Source organism: Bradyrhizobium sp. UFLA05-109 (assembly GCF_054185165.1).
This window is the reverse complement of record NZ_JBBIAR010000003.1, coordinates 14,849-31,205: the sequence shown is the minus strand read 5'-3', so window position 1 is coordinate 31,205 and position 16,357 is coordinate 14,849. Positions and strand designations below refer to the sequence as shown.

Sequence of the window (16,357 nt, the reverse complement as noted above, 5' to 3'; positions counted from 1 at the left end):
AGTCAAGAGCATGCGCCGGCGAAGTCAATATCGCTGGCCGCATCCGTGTCGCTCCTGCTAGTCATGGCTGCAAGGGAGGCCACCATGACCGCACAAGCGTTCGACAGCGACATCACTGAAACCGACAGCGCCCTGATCGGGCCATGGCGCCAGCCGCGCCAGATGTTGCAGGCGCAGGTCTATGACGCGCATGCGTCGATCCACGATGATGCCACCGCGCAAAAGCTCGGCTTCAAGGGCGGCACCATCGAAGGCCCGACCCACTTCAGCCAGTTCGCGCCGCTCGGCGCGCGGCTGTGGGGACGGACGTGGTTCGAGACCGGCTGCCTCTCCGCGCATTACCGCAACGCCTGCTTCGAGGGCGAGGAGGTGCAGGCGATCCTGTCGAAGCCGCTTCCCGGCACGAGCCAGTGCCAGATCCAGATGGTCAAACGCGACGGCACCGAAGTGCTGCGCGGCTCGGCCTCCATCGGCGATCCGCAGGTTGCCACCGCACTCGAGACGCGCCTCACCGAGCTCAAGCCGCTCACTGATCCCGTGATCCTGCGCGACGTGAAGGTGGCGCAGACCAGCAAGCGTCAGGGCGTACGCATGAGCCTCGACCAGAACATGGGCGACCTCTATCCGTTCTCGCTGCGGCAGAAGCTCGCGGTCATCACCGAGAACTCGCCGTTCTATTCGAGCAGAGAAAATCCGTGGCGGAAAGCTGTCATCCCGATGGAGATGCTGAGCGTGCTCTTCCAGTACCGCGCGAAGGACGATCCGCTGCCGTCGAAGGGACCGGCCGTCGGCCTGTTCGCCGATCAGGAGATCCGGCTCATCAAGGGCCCGCTCTTCGTCGACGAGGACTACGAGGTCGAGCGCGAGGTCGTCGCGCTCTCCGGCAGCCGCCGCACCGAGAGCGCCTGGGTGAAGACGCGCGTGTTCGACAACGCGAACGCGCTGGTCGCGACCATGCTGCTCAATATGGCGACGATCAAGGACTCGTACGCGCCGTATGAGGAGGAGTATCGGCGGTTGTATGGGAGCGCGCGATAGGCGCCAATCCCTCCACTCGTCATTCCGGGGCGCGACGAAGTCGCGAGCCCGGAACCCATCGGGCCGCAGCGCAAATGGCGAGATGGATTCCGGGCTCGACGCTTCGCGTCGCCCCGGAATGACGGCGTGGAGAGAGCGTCGCTGCCGCTCATCCTTTGAGCAGATGCCCGTCGCAAAGCCGTCGCACAGGGAATGAGCAGGCCGCGGCTTCCGGCATAACGCGCTGAAAGTGCAGCGAAATCCTGCAGCCGCCCCGCGCCACCGCCATTGTACACAATGGCACGGTGCTTGCAGAACTGCTGGTAACGGGAGTTCTCGCGAGGACGTGAATGTTGAACTCAGCGAAACCGACACTGGGCGTCATCACCGCAGAGCCCGAGCCGATCAAGCTCGACTGGTCGACCACTGCGCTTCTCATCATCGACATGCAGCGCGACTTCATGGAGCTCGGAGGTTTTGGTGAGACGCTCGGCAACGATGTCAGCCAGCTCGCGCGCGCGGTGAAGCCGATCGGCGCGGTGCTTGCGGCGGCGCGCGACACGGGCATGCTGGTCATCCACACCCGCGAAGGCCATCTGCCCGATCTGTCCGATGCGCCGCCCGCGAAGGTCGAGCGCGGAGCGCCGTCGTTGCGCATCGGCGATCCCGGCCCGATGGGCCGCATCCTGATCCGCGGCGAGGCCGGCCACGACATCATCCCCGAGCTCTATCCGCTCGACAGCGAGGTCGTGATCGACAAGCCGGGAAAGGGCGCGTTCTACGCCACCGAGCTCACCGACGTGCTCGAGAAATACGGCATCGAAAATTTGCTGGTGTGCGGCGTCACGACGGAAGTCTGCGTCAACACCACTGTGCGCGAGGCCAATGATCGCGGCTATCGCTGCGTCGTCATCTCGGACGGCTGCGCATCCTATTTCCCCGAGTTTCACGAGATGGGTCTGAAGATGATCAAGGCCCAGGGCGGCATCTTCGGCTGGGTAGCAAGCTCAGCCGCAGTACTGGAGGCGTTGAAGACTTCGACCATTTAGGGGATCACCATGAGCACATTGACAGGGACGGCCGGCAAATCTGAGATCAATAAGACCGAGTTCAAGCCGGCACTATGGACACCGGGCGACTGGAACGCGTTCTTCGGCTTCGGCACCAACATCCTCGTCAACATGCTGGTGCTTACGGGCCTGTTGCGCTTCGTGCTGAAGATGCCTGACAGCCTCGTGTTCGGCCGCATCCTGCCCGCGCTCGGGCTGATGATGTGCCTGTCGACCTTTTACTATGCCTTCCTCGCCTACCGCCTGGCGCAGAAGACGGGCCGCAGCGACGTCTGCGCGCTGCCCTCTGGGGTGAGCGTGCCGCACATGTTCATCGTCACATTCGTGATCATGCTGCCGATCACGCTTCGGACGGGCGATCCGCTAAAGGGCTGGTCGGCCGGCCTCGTCTGGGTGTTCTTCCAGAGTTTCATCCTGATGATCGGCGGCTTCATCGCGCCGTTCATCCGCAGGATCACGCCGCGCGCGGCGCTGCTCGGTACGCTCGCCGGCGTCTCCGTCACCTTCATCTCGATGCGCCCCGCACTGGAGATGTACATGACGCCGCAGATTGGTCTCGTCTGCTTCGCCATCATCCTGGTGAGCTGGTTCGGCGGCGTGAAATATCCGCGCGGTATCCCGGCGGGCCTCGTCGCGATCGCGGTCGGCATGATCATCGCCTGGGGCTCGAACCTGTTCGGCCTTGGTCTCGGCGGATTGAGCGTGAAGGGCGTTGGCGATGCCTTCGCCAATTTCGGCTTCTCGGTGCCACTTCCTGCCGTGGGCTACGTGTTCTCCGGCTTCGAGTTCCTCGGCGTCATCCTGGTCACCGCGATTCCCTTCGGTATCTATGACCTCGTCGAGGCGATGGACAATGTCGAAAGCGCGGAAGCCGCTGGCGACGAATATCCCACGACGCGCGTTCTCACCGCCGACGGCGTCGTCAGCCTGATCGGCTGCCTGATGGGTAACCCCTTCATCAACGCCGTCTATATCGGGCATCCCGGCTGGAAGGCGATGGGCGGGCGCATCGGCTATTCCGCGGCGACTGGCGTGATGGTGGTGGTGCTGTCCTGGTTCGGCATCATCTCGGTGCTGCTGGCGCTGGTGCCTGTGGTCGCGATCTCGCCGATCCTGCTCTATATCGGCATGCTGATCGGTGCGCAGGCGTTCCAGAGCACGCCGGTCAAGCATGCACCGGCGATCGTGCTGGCGCTGACGCCACATCTCGCCGCCTGGGCAAAACTCCAGATCGACACCATGCTGGCCTCGACCATGACGGCGGCGGCGACCGTCGGCGGAATGGCCGGCGACAAGGCGGATGCCGTCAAGGCCGCCGCAATCGCCGCGCTGCCGCAGCAGGGCGTGTTCTATCACGGCCTCGAGGTAATGGGCGGCGGCTCGATTCTCGCCGGCCTGATCCTGGGGGCGATCGGCGTCTTCATCATCGAGCGCGACTTCGAGAAGGCATCAGGCTTCGCCCTGGTCGGTGCGGTCCTCACCTATTTCGGCTTCATGCATGGCGAGGCCGTCGGCATCGGCAGCGGCTTCGGCGTCACGCCGGCGGTGGCGCTCTCCTATGCCGTGATGGCCGGCGGCCTGTTCGCGCTCGGCCGTCTCGGCACAAGCGAGCACTACGCCTCGCATGCGGAGATGTCGGCCGCGCCTGCGGAGTAGATGTTGAGAGCTGCAAAGCGGCCGGGCGACGCAAGCGACCCGGCCGCCTGTTATGGCGTCAGCGAAAGTTAACGATTGGTCGATAAAACTTCGCGGTTCCAACTCGGATCCGTGACCGATGCCACCCGCGCACAACGCTTCCGTCCGGGAGGCGCTCGATCTCTGGCTCGGCCGGCTCCCGGTTCCAATTGCGCTGCGGCACGTCTATCTGACCGCCATCCTGCTGATGGTGTGGATCACGCCGACACCGTACACCAGCCTTCAGGTCGAGTCCGCCACCAACGGCCCGCTCAACTACACCGTCTTCGGGCTGATGGCCGGCCTGTCGCTGCTACTGGTGCATGAGCGCTACGGCGCGCTGGCAGGCGCGGCCGGCGGCACCATGTCCGCTTACTGGGTCTGGCTCGTCGTCAATGCGGTCCTGTCGACCAGCCCCTCGGTCTCGGTCATGCGGCTCGTGCTCGTTGCCTTCGCTTTCGTGCTGGCGGCAAGTCTGCCGCTGCTGGCGGGTTCGGAAGCGACCTTGAACCGCTGCATCGCGTTCGCGGCCTGGACGCTGCTTGCGCTCTGCTATCTCGGCGTGATGCTCGTGCCGGATCTCGCGACCCACACCCAACACGACATCGCTGAGCCCCACCTCGCCGGCGATTGGCGCGGCACTTTCGGCCACAAGAATTCCACGGCGCCTGTGATGGCCATGCTGGTGTTCGTCGGCCTGCATCTCTTGCGCTCCGGCAATCTCATCGGCGGGGTCTTGATGGTCGCAAGCAGCGCGATCTTTCTGTTCTTTTCAGGCGGCAAGACCGCGACCGCGCTCTGCGCCTATACGGTGCTGGTCTCCTGGCTCCTGCTTCGGCTGACGAGCCTGCGCGCGATGGCTCTGGTCGCCTTCGTGCCTCTCGCCCTGCTGAACGTGATCTCCATCGGTTCGGTGCTGTTTCCGCAGTTGCGTTCGGTGCTGGCGATTCTGCCGGTGGATGCATCCTTCACTGGCCGGTCCGATATCTGGAGTTTCGTGCTCGACGCCATTCGCATGCGTCCGATCCTGGGCTACGGCTTCGCGGCGTTCTGGGGTGAGCCGGCTTCCGCGAACCTGCAGCCCGAAGGCGACACTGCCTGGGCGGTGGAGGCTGCGCACAGCCACAACGGCTATCTTGATCTTGCTGTCACCATCGGACTGCCCGGTCTCGCGCTGAGCCTTCTGGTGTTCCTCTACAATCCACTTCGAAACTATTGTCTCGCGCGACGGATTCACCCGGACAGCTCGCTGCTGGCGCTGTTCCTGCAAATCTGGCTCTTCGGCATCCACCTCGCCTCGATGGAGACGGTGTTTCTCTATCGCATCGAGCCGGGCTGGTTCACGTTCCTGTTGGCCACGTTCGCGCTGCACTACTTCGCCCGGTTCCCCTCGGCGGCGGGCGAGCCCTCGACCATCTGAACGATCAGTCCGCCGTCGGATCGTCGAACAGGCCAAGGGCGCGCAGACCGCTGCGGCCGAATGCGGATGAGGGGAAATCCGCCGTCTCCAGCCGCAAGCGGTGATGGCCGTTCGGCAGGTCGGTTGCGAGTACGATGGTTTCCCGATCGAGGAAATTGCGCGCCTCCATCGGCCGGACCGCGACGCCGTCGATTGTGAGTATCGATCTTTCGAGCAGCGTCGAGGCGCGGCCGCTGACGATGAGCGCGATACCGCGCGCCTTGCAGTCGAGCTCGAAGCGGGCGGTGCTTTGCACGATGGCCCAGATCGGCCCCCAGATCTGCGAATGGGTCAATTCCCAGCCGTCGCGATCGATGGGTGCAAAGTCGATCGCCGGCATCAGCCCGACATGCGTATAGAGCGACGATCCAAGTGGCGCCGGCAACTGGTCGAGGGTGGATACGCCGCGCGTCGCGGCCTGCTGCTGCAACACCTTCCCGAAGAAATTCGTGCAGAAGCTGGCAGTCCAGCGATGGCCAAGATCATTGGGGTGAACCTCGTCCACGATCACGTCGCGCCAGGCGAGCCGTCCGGCCTCCATCTCCGGCCACAGCGCATCGCGGACGCTGATCATCGGCAGGTCGTAGTGCCGGCCGATCGGCGCCTGCATCGATTGCATGTTGCCGCCCTTCTCCCACATCATGAACAGCAGGAGCGCGGCCGGCGCGGTGTGGTGGCCAAGGATCTGCCGCAACAGTCCCTCGTAGGCGTCCGCATCGGCGGAGGCATCGTTGACACTGAATTCGACGACCACGAGATCCGGGTCCCTCGACAACAGATCGGCGCCGACGCGAAACGCACCCAGCAGCGAGCCGGTGCCCGCAAGCCCGGCATTCACCACGGAGAGAGACGCATTGGGAAAGCGGTGGCCCCACCAGGCCGCAATTTGCGATGCATAGTTTCGCGACGGCTCGGATGCCAGCGATCCCTGGGTGATCGAGCCGCCGATGAAGCCGAGTGTGACCGGTTCGCCCCGCGCGGCCTTGGCAAATACCCGCTTCAGGCGCGTGGTGTTGCCCTGCGCGACCACGCTGCGCGCAATCATCTCGGCATTCGGTGCAGCGAAGGCGAGAAGGGAGGTGGGCAACACCGTGGTGCCAACGGCGATGCTGGCGCCGAGCAGCAGATCGCGCCGCCGGAGGATCACGGCGTGCTTCCTTGCGTCACGACCGCCGGGCGGCGGCGCTGCCGCGTCCAGTTGAGGATCGGCCGCTCCAGATACCAGTAGGCAAGGCATCCGGCGGTGAGGCCGGCAGCGATCGCTGCAACGGCCAACGGCGCATAGTTGAATGCGCTGACCGGACCAAACAGCTTCCGTCCGATCGCCCACGCCGCTGCCATGGCGAAGAAGTGGAAGAGGTACAGCGAATAGGATGCGTCGCCGAGGAAGCGGAAGGCCGGAACGACCGGAAGGCGCCCAGCCTCTTCGGCCCAGATCACGGCGACGACGATGGTCATGGCGCCGAACGACATCGACAGGTGGAACAACAGCAGATGCACATCCGGATCGGTCCGGTACAGGACGGAAAGTGATAGCGCGCCGGCGGCGAGCAGGCCGAGGACCTGGATTCGGCCGAGCCGCTGCAGCAAGCCGAGTTGATAGAGCCGGCCGACGCCGGCGCCGACGAGAAAGCCGAGCAGGCTGGGGCTCGTATAGAAATCCTGGACATGGGACGGCTGGTCGATCACGCGCCCGATGACGATCAGCCCGACAAAAAGGATCGCAAGCAGCGCGGTGCGCGTCGCCGATCTCACGAAGAACAGGCTTCCGAACACCAAATAAAAGAAGGCCTCGTAGTCCAGTGTCCAGCCGAGACGCAAGAGCGGCGCCTTCGGCATATCGGATGGAATGAACAGGAGCGACTTGATGATGCCCTCGGTCGTCGGCACCGTGGTGAGAAAGCTGCTCGGGCTGGCGGTTGCGAGACCGACCACCAGCAAGGTCGCAACCCAGTACATCGGCACGATGCGCAGGATCCTGTTGCGGGCGAAGGCGATCGGCTCGAAGCGCGCTTCTCCTCCGATCACCGTGATGATGAAGCCGCTGAGCACGAAGAAGATCTCCACGCCGAGCCGGCCGGTGACGAGCAGCGCCTCGTTGCGGCTCTCGAGTGGCCAGTACAGCGCGTGGGTGACGAGGACCATCAGCGCGGCCAGCGCCCGCAGATACTGGATGGAAACGAGCTGCGGTCGCGCGGCCGCCGCCTCGCCTGTCTCGAAGCGGGAGATCAACTGTGTCATTTCAGACCACTCTCTTCCTCGAAAACGCCGATGCGACGAAGTTTGCAAGCCGCGAGCCAAGGATTGTCGGCAACGCGGCGGCAGGTGAGGGGTCTAAGCCAAAAGCGTTGATGCACGTCTAAGGGGAATGACAGCGAGTCCGGGGATTCCGTTAACCATGGGACGCTGGAGCCGGGCACAGGTCATTTTTCGATGGCACTAACGTCGCCCGGCCGTTTTTCGGCCGAAGTTACTGTCAGGCCACGCCCAGATCGGACAGGATATCGGCCCCGGCGCGAACCTCGTGACTTGATCCTTCAAAATCCTGTCCGACCGGTTCGCAGGCCCCGCCGAGATGGCGTGCGAGAAAGGCCTCGGTGATGGCGAGGTGGGAAAACTGATTGGGCGGTCTCTGGAAGCCGTGTCCTTCGTCGGGATAGACGATATAGGTCACCGGAATGTTCTTGGCCTGCATGGCTGCGACGATGGTGTCGCTTTCGGCCACCTTGCACCGCACGTCGTTGGCGCCATGGAAGATCAGCATCGGCTTCTTGATGTTGTCGACCCTGTTGATAGGCGAGCGTTCTGCAAGCAGCTTGCGGCCTTCCTCGGTGCGCGGATCGCCGTAGCTGCGATACATGAATTCCGCGAAGCCGGCCCAATAGGGTGGCATCGATTCCAACAGCGTCTTGAGATTGGAAATGCCGACGACTGGAATGGAGCAGCAGAACACCTCCGGCGTGAAAGTCGCGCCGACGAACGACGCCAATCCGCCGTAGGACATTCCGAAGATCGCAACCTTGTCTTTTTGCGCGATGCCTTCCGAGATTGCCCAATCGACCATGTCGATGAGATCGTCGTGCATCTTGCGAGCATGCTCTTTTTCGCTGGCCGCGACGAACGCCTTGCCGAAGCCCGTCGATCCCCGATAATTGACCGACAGCACGGCGTAACCGCGATCGGCCAGCCACTGATGATCGCGGCGATAGCCATAGATATCGCGCGCCCAGGGACCGCCGTGAACGATCAGGACCATCGGCAGCGGTCCGGGCGGGCGATCACCGTCGATATCCGCCGGCAAGGTCAGGTAAGAGACGAGAGTGAAGCCGTCGCGCGACTTGCCCTGCACGGCCTGCATCGGCGCCAGCCGGTACGGCTTGAGCTCGGGTCGCGCCGTGAACAGCTCGGTGAGAGTCTGCTTGTCGCGATCGAGGAGATGATAGGTCACCGGCTGCTCCGGTGCATGACTTCCCACGATCCACCGACGACCGTCATTGCTCTGGCTCTCGAGGTGAAAGTCATGCCCGGGAAGCTTCGCCTGGATCAAGTCGAGTTCGCTCGTCACCGCAGGCGTCAAGGCCGTCCATTCCTGTCGGCCGGGATCGATGCAAACCGCTTCCGGTTCGAAGGTTCGAGCATTGAATATGGCGCCCGTGACGTCGGCGCGGTCGCTCCCGAACAGGACGCTCTCTTTCCCCGTCGCCCAGTCGATCCGCATCAGCGCGGATTTGTCGTGCTCCAGGCTCGAGCTCATATGAAGGTGGCTGCCGGCAGCATCGAACGTCCAGAGCCGCGTGCCTGCAAAGGCCTCGAACGGGACGTCGCGCCAATGCGTGACCTTCCCGTCATCAAGGCGCCAAAGCCGCGTGCCTCCGTCGGGAGCGTTGCTGCGGGCGTGGCGTGGCCTCAATTGCCAGTCGAGCCCGACGTAGTCGAACTCCTGGCGATTTTCCCAGACCAGCGTGCGCTCGCCGGTTGCGAGGTCGAGCAGGAAGACGTCGTGCCATCGCACGTCGCGATCGTTGAGACCAATCGCGATCTTGTCGGGGACGACGTGCGACCAGTAGGTCGGCAACGCGCGGACATTGGCCAGCGGCGTGAGATCCCTGAGCTCCAGGGTGCTGGGATCGACGACGAACAAGTGCAGATTTTCGTCGCCGTTTTCGTCGTTCAGAAACATGATGTGCCGACCGTCCGGACTCCAATCCTGCCAGTTGATCGGTCTGCCCCTGGTGCGCGTCACGGGCTGTCCTGCCGCGACGTTGTCGGCCGGCGACACCCAGATGTTGAGGACGTCGTCAACGGGGGCGAGCCAGGACAGACGCCGGCCATCCGGCGACAACTTGGCTCCAACGTATGTCGGATTACCAAACAGCTTTCGGCGAGGGATCAGGGGACGAGGTGACATCTGGCGTCTCTCGTGGTTCGGGGGCGCACCACATTGAGCTTGTGCTACAAACCGTAGCATACGCATATGCAAACTTTGCGTCAACGCCAGGTAGAGCGCCAACGGCACATAGCAAGCTTCGGAATGGGACGTGCAAGCGCGGGCGGCCAATCACCGCCCGCCGTTTTTCACGGCGTCGACATCTTGCAGATGTAGCTTGCGGCCGCTGCCTTGTCGCCACCGACATAGTGCGGGTAGTTCGGGTAGCGGCACATCGGCCGGGCTGCCTTCAGCGCGAACGGCGGCGCAGGCTCCTTCGACGTCTGGACCAGTGCGTCGGGCGGCGCGACGCCGTCGCTCGCCCAGCGGTCGAGCGGTTCGAGCAGGTCGACCATCGTCGGGATCGCGGAGCCGTCGAGCACGCTTGTACCGTGTCCTGTATGCGTCGAGCCGGGCGAGACGTAGAGCCGCGCCGATGCCTCGACCGTCGCCTCGCCGAGCCGCGCCACGACCGACTGAAAATAGTTGATTCCGGCGAGCGGGCTTTGCGCGAGGTCGGCCATGTTCTCGCGCAGGATCAGCTTGCCGCCATGGGCGAAGAACGCGGACAGGTCCGGATTGGTGGAGTCGAGGATCTTCGACACCTCCTCGACGCGCGCTCGAAAGTCTTCTGGACGATAGGTGCGCGGGTCAAACTTCTCGTCACGCGTCAGGAGAAAGCGCACGGCGTTGCTGCCGTAGAGCCATTGCTGCGAGACCGTGGCGACATCGAGTTGCTCCGTTGGCGCCGCCGTGCCCATCACCCAACGCGTCATGGTCATCCGTTGCGGGTCTGGTGTGGTCTCGTTGCCGTAGAGCGATTGCGGATAGGTCGTGATGCCGTTCGCCATCGCAAGCGGGAACGGATGTGCAGCGTGCACGGTCTGAACCGCTGTTATCTGCGCGTCCGACAGGCAACCATCGCCTGTGTCCGCGCCCTCCGGGCAACGCAGCGCCTGCAGGTTCACCTTCGGCTGACAGGCGAGATAGTTGCTGATGATGCCGTCACGCAAGCCGTCGAGTTCGTCACAGGCATTGGCGACGAATTTCGCAAGCGTCTCGCTCTTGGCCGGGTTGAGCCAGCCACCCTTGAATTGCGGCAGATTGTTCGGGATGTAGGACTGAAACAGCATCGAGAGCTGCACAACGGGTACCACGCTGACGATCCCGTCATAATCGGCCGGGAAACGCTGGGCCATCGTGAGCCCCTCGCGACCGCCCTCCGAGCCGCCGAAATAATAGATTTTCGCCGGGCGTTTCGAATAGAGCGCACCGATGAGCGCGACGGCGACATCGCGCACCTTCTTGTAGGAGGCGTAGCCGTAATTGCTCAGCATTTCGTCATTGAGGCCGAACTGGCCGATGCGATCGGGAGCAAAGCTCGCGGCCTGATGCCCGGAATCGGTGCCGAGCGTGGCATAGCCGCGCGTCAGCGGCAGCGCATCGTCGGGAGCTGCATCGCGCAGCGGTGCAAGGCCGCTCACCAGGGTGCCGTTGTAACCACCGCCGCCATATTGCAGCAGCTTGCCGTTCCACACGGCTGGCAGGTTGAGCTGAAAGTTGATCAGTTGTGCTGCCGGGTCGACTGGCGCAATGGTGCCCGTCACCTTGCAGAAGTTCGGCGTCGCGGGAGCGGCCGCCTTTGCCGGTGCCGCCAGCGTGACGCTGGCCGACGTGACGGTAGCGTCCCCGCTGGGAAGCCCGATCAGCCGAGCCGGGATCGTTCGCCCAGCGAGGCTTGCGCAGGCGCCTTGAAGCGCCTCGTCTGCCGCCGATGATCCGCCGCTCACGGAGAACACGATCGCGCAGAGGGCCAGGCTGGCTGCGGCCTTCGACGCGCGGCACGTCGCGTGGCTTCGCTTGATACGGTCGGCGCCTGTGCTTCGTCCCATGGTCCCAATCTTTTCTTCTTCAGGATGATTGCTGCGTACGCAGCGAATGGCCTCATCGCTCCTTCGGCTTGGTCGGTGCGACGAGGGGGGCTTATCCGCCTTTCACTGCTCCCGCAGTGAGCCCGGCGACGATTTGCCGCTGGGCGAGCACCGTCAGCAGCAGCACCGGGAAGGTGACGATCAGCGCTGCGGCGGCGAGCGGGCCCCAGCTCAACTGATCGAACGAGATCATGTTGTAGACGGCGACGGGCAGGGTGCGCGTCTCGCGCCCGGCCAGCACGATGCCGAAGACGAAATTATTCCAGGAGAAGATCACCGCCAGGATGAAGGCGACCGCGATGCCTGGCCTTGCGATCGGCAGCGCGACATGGCGGAATACCTGCCAGCGCGTGGCGCCGTCGATCAGCGCGGCCTCTTCCAATTCCATCGGCGTGGTCTCGAAATAGCCGATCATGATCCAGATCACGATCGGCACCGTCACCACGAGGTGGATGATGATCTGTGGCACCAGCGTGCCGAGCAGTCCCAGCCACTGGAACAAGAGGAATAGCGGGATCAGGTAGGACAGGCCGGGCGTGATGCGGGCAATCAGGATCACGATTGCGGATTTGTGCGCGGCCATCCGCGCGATCCCGTAGCCGGCGGGAACGCCGACGATCAGCGCCAGCGCGGTCGCGCTGCCGGTCACGACCAGGCTGTTGAAGAAATAGGTGAGGAAGCGGTTGGAGGCGAGCACGTCGGCATAGTTCTTCCACGCGATATGCTCGGGGAAGAACACCGGCGGGTAGGCGGCGTTGTCGACCTCGAACTTGAGCGATAGCGAAGCCATCCAAAGGAAGAACAGGATCGCCGGCGACACGATGACGAGCACCGAAAGCCACAGGCCGATCTGGCCGATGATCTGACGTGGGGTCATGCGCCCCTCGCGATTTCGGTCCACAGCAAGCGCTGGCGCATGTACAGCATCAGGGCAGCGAGTGCGACGATGAGAAGGAAGAACACCACCGCGATCGCCGAACCGTAGCCGAGGTCGTAGTAGGTGAAGGCGACGCTGTAGAGATAGATGTTGATCGTCTCCGACGCCGAGCCCGGTCCGCCCTGCGTAATCGCGAAAATGATGTCAAAGCTCTTTACCGCGTCGATCATGCGGATCATGCCGGCGATGAACAGGAACGGCATGATCAGCGGCAGCGTGATGAAGCGGAACACTTGCCAGAGATTGGCACCGTCGATCTGCGCGCTTTCGTAAGGCTCGGTCGGGATCGCAGCCAGGCCGCCGAGCACGATCAGCATGACGAGCGGCGTCCACTGCCAGGTCTCGACCAGCACCAGCGAGGGGATCACGGTTGCAGGATGAAACACCCACAGCTGCGGCGGAATCCCGACCAGTGACAGCAGGTAATTGAGCACGCCGAGTTGCGGATGGAACATCATGGTCCAGACCAGCGCGATCGCCACGGGCGTTGCCATCATCGGCATGATGAAGATGCCGCGCAGGAAGCCGCGGCCGGGAAATTTCTGGTGAAACACCACGGCTGCGAGCGTGCCGAGGATCAGCGGCAGCACCACTGACAGCACGGTGTAGACGATGGTGTGGCCTACCGCCTCGAGGAAGCGCGGATCGGTTGTCAGCCGCAGATAGTTGGAAGACCCGACGAAGGTGGTCGGCGCGCCGACCTTCCACTCGTTCAGGCTCATCCAGATGGTGAAGACCCACGGGAAGATAATGATGGCGAGCACGACGACCAGCGCCGGCACCACGAACGGCCAGTAGGAGGGGGGCCGCAACTCCTTCTCCGGCGCGGCACCAGATTTTGCCGCGGCCGGAGTTGCTTGTGTCAACGCACTCACGCCTTTTCGCTACGCTCCAGGATCGGCCGGTACTGATCGTTGGCCTTCTTCAACTCGGTCGCCGGATCGGCCCCGGAAAGGGTTGCGGTGATCGCCGCGCCGACGATGTCACGGAATTCGGCAACCGGGATCACCACCGGCAGGCCGAGCTTGCTGATCTTGGCAGAATCGATCACCGATTGCAGCCACTCCGCGGGCATCTTCACACCCTTCTGCACCTCGGGATCGTTCAGGATCGAGTTGCGGAACGGCACGCCGCCACCGGCCTGCAACAGCCGCGCGCCTTGCGCCTTGGAGACCGCCCACTGGCAGAGTAGATAGGCCGCTTCCTTGTTCTTGCTCGCGGCGGCGATGCCGAGGCCGTCGCCGTAGGTCGCCGAATACTGTCCCTTCGGCCCTGCAGGCACGACGGTGTAGCCGACTTTGCCGACCACGCGCGAGGCCGCCGGATCCTCCAGCGGCGGCGCCCAGCCGACGCCGTCGATCCACATCGCGGATCGTCCTTGCGTGAACGAGGCCATCGACTCCATCCAGTTGAAGCCGGCGACGCCGGGCGGAGCGACCTTCGTCAACAGCGTCTGGTAGAGCTTCGTCGCCGCGATGGCTTCGGGACCGTCAGTCAGGATGTTGCCCTTGGCATCGAGGAACTCGCCGCCATAGTCGAGGAAGAAGTTGGTCCACAAGGTCATGTTGGCGTTGCGCAGGCCGCGCCCGACGAAGCCATAGGTGCCTTCCTTGGCATCGGTGAGCTTTTCGGCGGCCGCGACCATCTCGTCCAGCGTCTTGGGCAGCGCGACGCCCTTCTTCTGGAACAGCTCCTTGTTGTAGTAAAGGATGAAATAGTCGACCGACCAGGGCAGCGAGAGCATCTGGCCCTTGTCGTTCTTGGCGTATTGCAGGCCTGCGGCCGAAAAATCGTTCTCGACGAGATCGGGCGCAGTCAGCGTCGGATCCTTCATGAACGGCGTCATGTCGGCGAGCCAGCCGGCCTTTTCGAACTGACGCTTCTGCACGTGATAGCTGAGATGGACGACGTCGAAGCTCGGCCGGCCCGAAGTGAGCTCGATGACGCACTTCTGACGCTGCTGCTGCTCGGGAATCTGCTCCGACTCCACCTGGATGCCGGTGAGATCGGTGAACTCCTTGATGTTCTTTTGCAGATTGTCGCCGCGCGGACCCTTGGCGAGGATCACCTCCAGCTTTGTCCCGGCATATTTCTTCCAATTGACCTCGGCGTGCGCCGGAAATCCGGTCAGGCTGAGCGCGCCAGCCGCAGCGGTCCCCTGCAAAAGCGTGCGGCGCGAAATACGATGGTCAGCCACGTCTGTCCTCCCTGTGACTCGTTTCTTGGGAGGGGATACTAGCGTCCGTGCCGCGCCTGCCTAGTCCTAATATTCCTCTGCGGATTAAGGCCGCACGGCCGGGCTCTCCATGGGCATGCCGCGCGCCCGCGCCTTCAGATAGAGCTCGAGCGCGACCAGCTCGGGCGCACCATAGTCATAGGCTTGTGCGCGGACCCCCGTCATGCAGCTTCGCAACCGCCGCTCCAGCGATCCCAGTGTTTGCCATTCCAGGCGATAGAGCGGATAGCCGGTCGGCTGCCCCTGCGTGACCGGCGCGCCCGCCAGATGCTTGTCGTAGTTGTCGTCATGGCAATTGGCACATGCAAGGTTGAGCTGGCCCTCGCGCTGCATGAACAGCGCGCGACCCTGCTCGACGAACGGCTTGAGCTCGGGATCGTCGCCGGCCGTGATCGCGACGCCGCGCGACTGGTGCGCGACGAAGGCATCGAGCGCGAGGAGGTCGCGGCTCTCGTAAGGCAACGCCGTTGCCCGCTGATGTCTGGCGCGGCAGAGATTGATGCGCTGGTCCAGCGTGACGGGGCGGCCGAGCGTCTTGTCGAAGGCGGGATAACGCGCGGCGACGCCTTTCATGGTCTCGCGCGCATCGCCGTGGCAATCGGCGCACGACTTGCCGGCAATGCCGCCTTTCGTCTTCCACAATGTTTCACCGTCCAGCACGAACAGCATGCCCGGATTGGACGTATCGTCGTCCTGCATCGCGCGCGTGTCGGGTCCCATGAAGGAATAACCCGAGCGGCGCTGTTCAAGCGGGATTTCGCCGGCGAGCAGGGCAGGTGCGGCGACGAGCAGCAGCATCGCCGCGATGATCGTGCGCGCAAAACTCATTCGACCGTGATCGACGCCGAGGCCGTCGACACGAAGCCGTTGTCGCCGATCCATTCGAACTCGAACTTGCCGCTTTCCTTCGCGACCGTGAAGAAAGACAGATACGGATTCGCTGCGATCGCCGGAAAGAGGTCGGCGCGAAAGATCTCGGTGCCGTTGTAGCGGCAGGTAAAGTTCGTGATGATGTCGCGCGGCACGAGATCGCCAGCTGCCATGCGGCGAAAGCCGCTCTCCATGATATGCGAGGTCAGCGTCCTGATCTCGATGACTTCGCCGCGCTTCGCTTTCGGGGGAACGTTGATCAGGGCAGAGGCCATCAGTTCACCTCCTCAGTGCAGGCGGCAAGTGTCACGACGACGTCGGCTGCGACTTGCCAGAAGGAGTCGTCGGACAGGCGCGCGATCGCGACAACCTTCTGGCTGTCGGCGAGCCGGATGCGGGTCGAGACCTGCGCGCGCCCGGCCCACGGGCCGAGATGGAAATTGCCGATATTCGGCTGTGGGTTCTTCTCGTTGAAGACGTGGATGCTCTTGACATAGTCGGTCGCCGTCATCGGGCTCGCGACGCTGACCGTCATCGGCACGGTGTTGCCGTTCTCGACTAGCGGCGGAATGTCGAGCCTGACCTTGCCGGTGTGCAGTTGTGCCTCTCCGATGACGTTGCGGATCGCCGTGTTCAGCATCGCGGGGGTCGCCTCGAGCGGACGAATCGTGACGATGGGGATCGTCCCGGCCGCGACGGTGAGACGCAAGAATTGTCGACGTGTGCTTCGCATCGAT

General features: G+C 63.6%; 14 protein-coding genes. 4 read left to right on the top strand and 10 right to left on the bottom strand.

Annotated elements, in window-relative coordinates:
- The first annotated feature begins 84 nt into the window (after nt 1–84).
- From Q3C01_RS02655 to Q3C01_RS02640, 4 genes are all read left to right on the top strand, one after another.
- Nucleotides 85–1,038 (top strand): hypothetical protein, encoded by a 954-nt coding sequence (locus Q3C01_RS02655; RefSeq protein WP_458143598.1) that lies wholly within the window; start codon nt 85–87, stop codon nt 1,036–1,038.
- A gap of 329 nt (nt 1,039–1,367) precedes the next feature.
- Nucleotides 1,368–2,066, top strand: a complete 699-nt coding sequence (locus tag Q3C01_RS02650) for a cysteine hydrolase family protein (RefSeq protein ID WP_458143597.1) — start codon at nt 1,368–1,370, stop codon at nt 2,064–2,066.
- A gap of 9 nt (nt 2,067–2,075) precedes the next feature.
- The gene (locus tag Q3C01_RS02645; RefSeq protein WP_458143596.1) at nt 2,076–3,743 is read left to right on the top strand and encodes a regulator; all 1,668 of its coding nucleotides are present in this window, start codon (nt 2,076–2,078) and stop codon (nt 3,741–3,743) included.
- Nucleotides 3,744–3,861: 118 nt separating this feature from the next.
- Entirely contained in the window at nt 3,862–5,181 is a 1,320-nt protein-coding gene (locus Q3C01_RS02640; protein ID WP_458143595.1) for an O-antigen ligase family protein, read from the top strand.
- Between the two features lie 4 nt (nt 5,182–5,185).
- Here Q3C01_RS02640 and Q3C01_RS02635 read toward each other — a convergent pair whose 3' ends face one another.
- The 10 genes from Q3C01_RS02635 to Q3C01_RS02590 all read right to left on the bottom strand — a co-directional run bounded on the left by Q3C01_RS02635 (nt 5,186) and on the right by Q3C01_RS02590 (nt 16,353).
- Nucleotides 5,186–6,367, bottom strand: a complete 1,182-nt coding sequence (locus Q3C01_RS02635; protein WP_458143594.1) for an SGNH/GDSL hydrolase family protein — start codon at nt 6,365–6,367, stop codon at nt 5,186–5,188.
- Complete coding sequence (locus tag Q3C01_RS02630; protein ID WP_458143593.1) at nt 6,364–7,461, bottom strand: acyltransferase family protein; 1,098 nt, start codon at nt 7,459–7,461, stop codon at nt 6,364–6,366. The genes Q3C01_RS02635 and Q3C01_RS02630 overlap by 4 nt, the downstream gene beginning before the upstream one ends.
- A 235-nt stretch (nt 7,462–7,696) precedes the next feature.
- A complete protein-coding gene (locus Q3C01_RS02625) occupies nt 7,697–9,628 on the bottom strand; it encodes a S9 family peptidase (protein ID WP_458143592.1) in 1,932 nt (643 codons plus the stop codon).
- Between the two features lie 167 nt (nt 9,629–9,795).
- Entirely contained in the window at nt 9,796–11,538 is a 1,743-nt protein-coding gene (locus Q3C01_RS02620; protein WP_458143591.1) for a tannase/feruloyl esterase family alpha/beta hydrolase, read from the bottom strand.
- Nucleotides 11,539–11,629: 91 nt separating this feature from the next.
- Complete coding sequence (locus tag Q3C01_RS02615; protein WP_458143590.1) at nt 11,630–12,454, bottom strand: carbohydrate ABC transporter permease; 825 nt, start codon at nt 12,452–12,454, stop codon at nt 11,630–11,632.
- Nucleotides 12,451–13,389: a carbohydrate ABC transporter permease gene (locus Q3C01_RS02610; RefSeq protein WP_458143589.1), complete on the bottom strand. Its 939-nt coding sequence runs from the start codon at nt 13,387–13,389 to the stop codon at nt 12,451–12,453. Before Q3C01_RS02610 ends, Q3C01_RS02615 begins: the two co-directional genes overlap by 4 nt.
- Nucleotides 13,386–14,711 carry an ABC transporter substrate-binding protein gene (locus Q3C01_RS02605; protein WP_458143588.1) on the bottom strand — a complete coding sequence of 442 codons (1,326 nt, stop codon included), beginning with the start codon at nt 14,709–14,711 and terminating at the stop codon, nt 13,386–13,388. Before Q3C01_RS02605 ends, Q3C01_RS02610 begins: the two co-directional genes overlap by 4 nt.
- 84 nt (nt 14,712–14,795) lie before the next feature.
- The gene (gene soxA / locus Q3C01_RS02600; protein ID WP_458143812.1) at nt 14,796–15,578 is read right to left on the bottom strand and encodes a sulfur oxidation c-type cytochrome SoxA; all 783 of its coding nucleotides are present in this window, start codon (nt 15,576–15,578) and stop codon (nt 14,796–14,798) included.
- Nucleotides 15,575–15,895 carry a thiosulfate oxidation carrier complex protein SoxZ gene (gene soxZ / locus Q3C01_RS02595; protein ID WP_458143587.1) on the bottom strand — a complete coding sequence of 107 codons (321 nt, stop codon included), beginning with the start codon at nt 15,893–15,895 and terminating at the stop codon, nt 15,575–15,577. Before soxZ ends, soxA begins: the two co-directional genes overlap by 4 nt.
- Complete coding sequence (locus tag Q3C01_RS02590; RefSeq protein ID WP_458143586.1) at nt 15,895–16,353, bottom strand: SoxY-related AACIE arm protein; 459 nt, start codon at nt 16,351–16,353, stop codon at nt 15,895–15,897. The genes soxZ and Q3C01_RS02590 overlap by 1 nt, the downstream gene beginning before the upstream one ends.
- Nucleotides 16,354–16,357 lie beyond the last annotated feature (4 nt).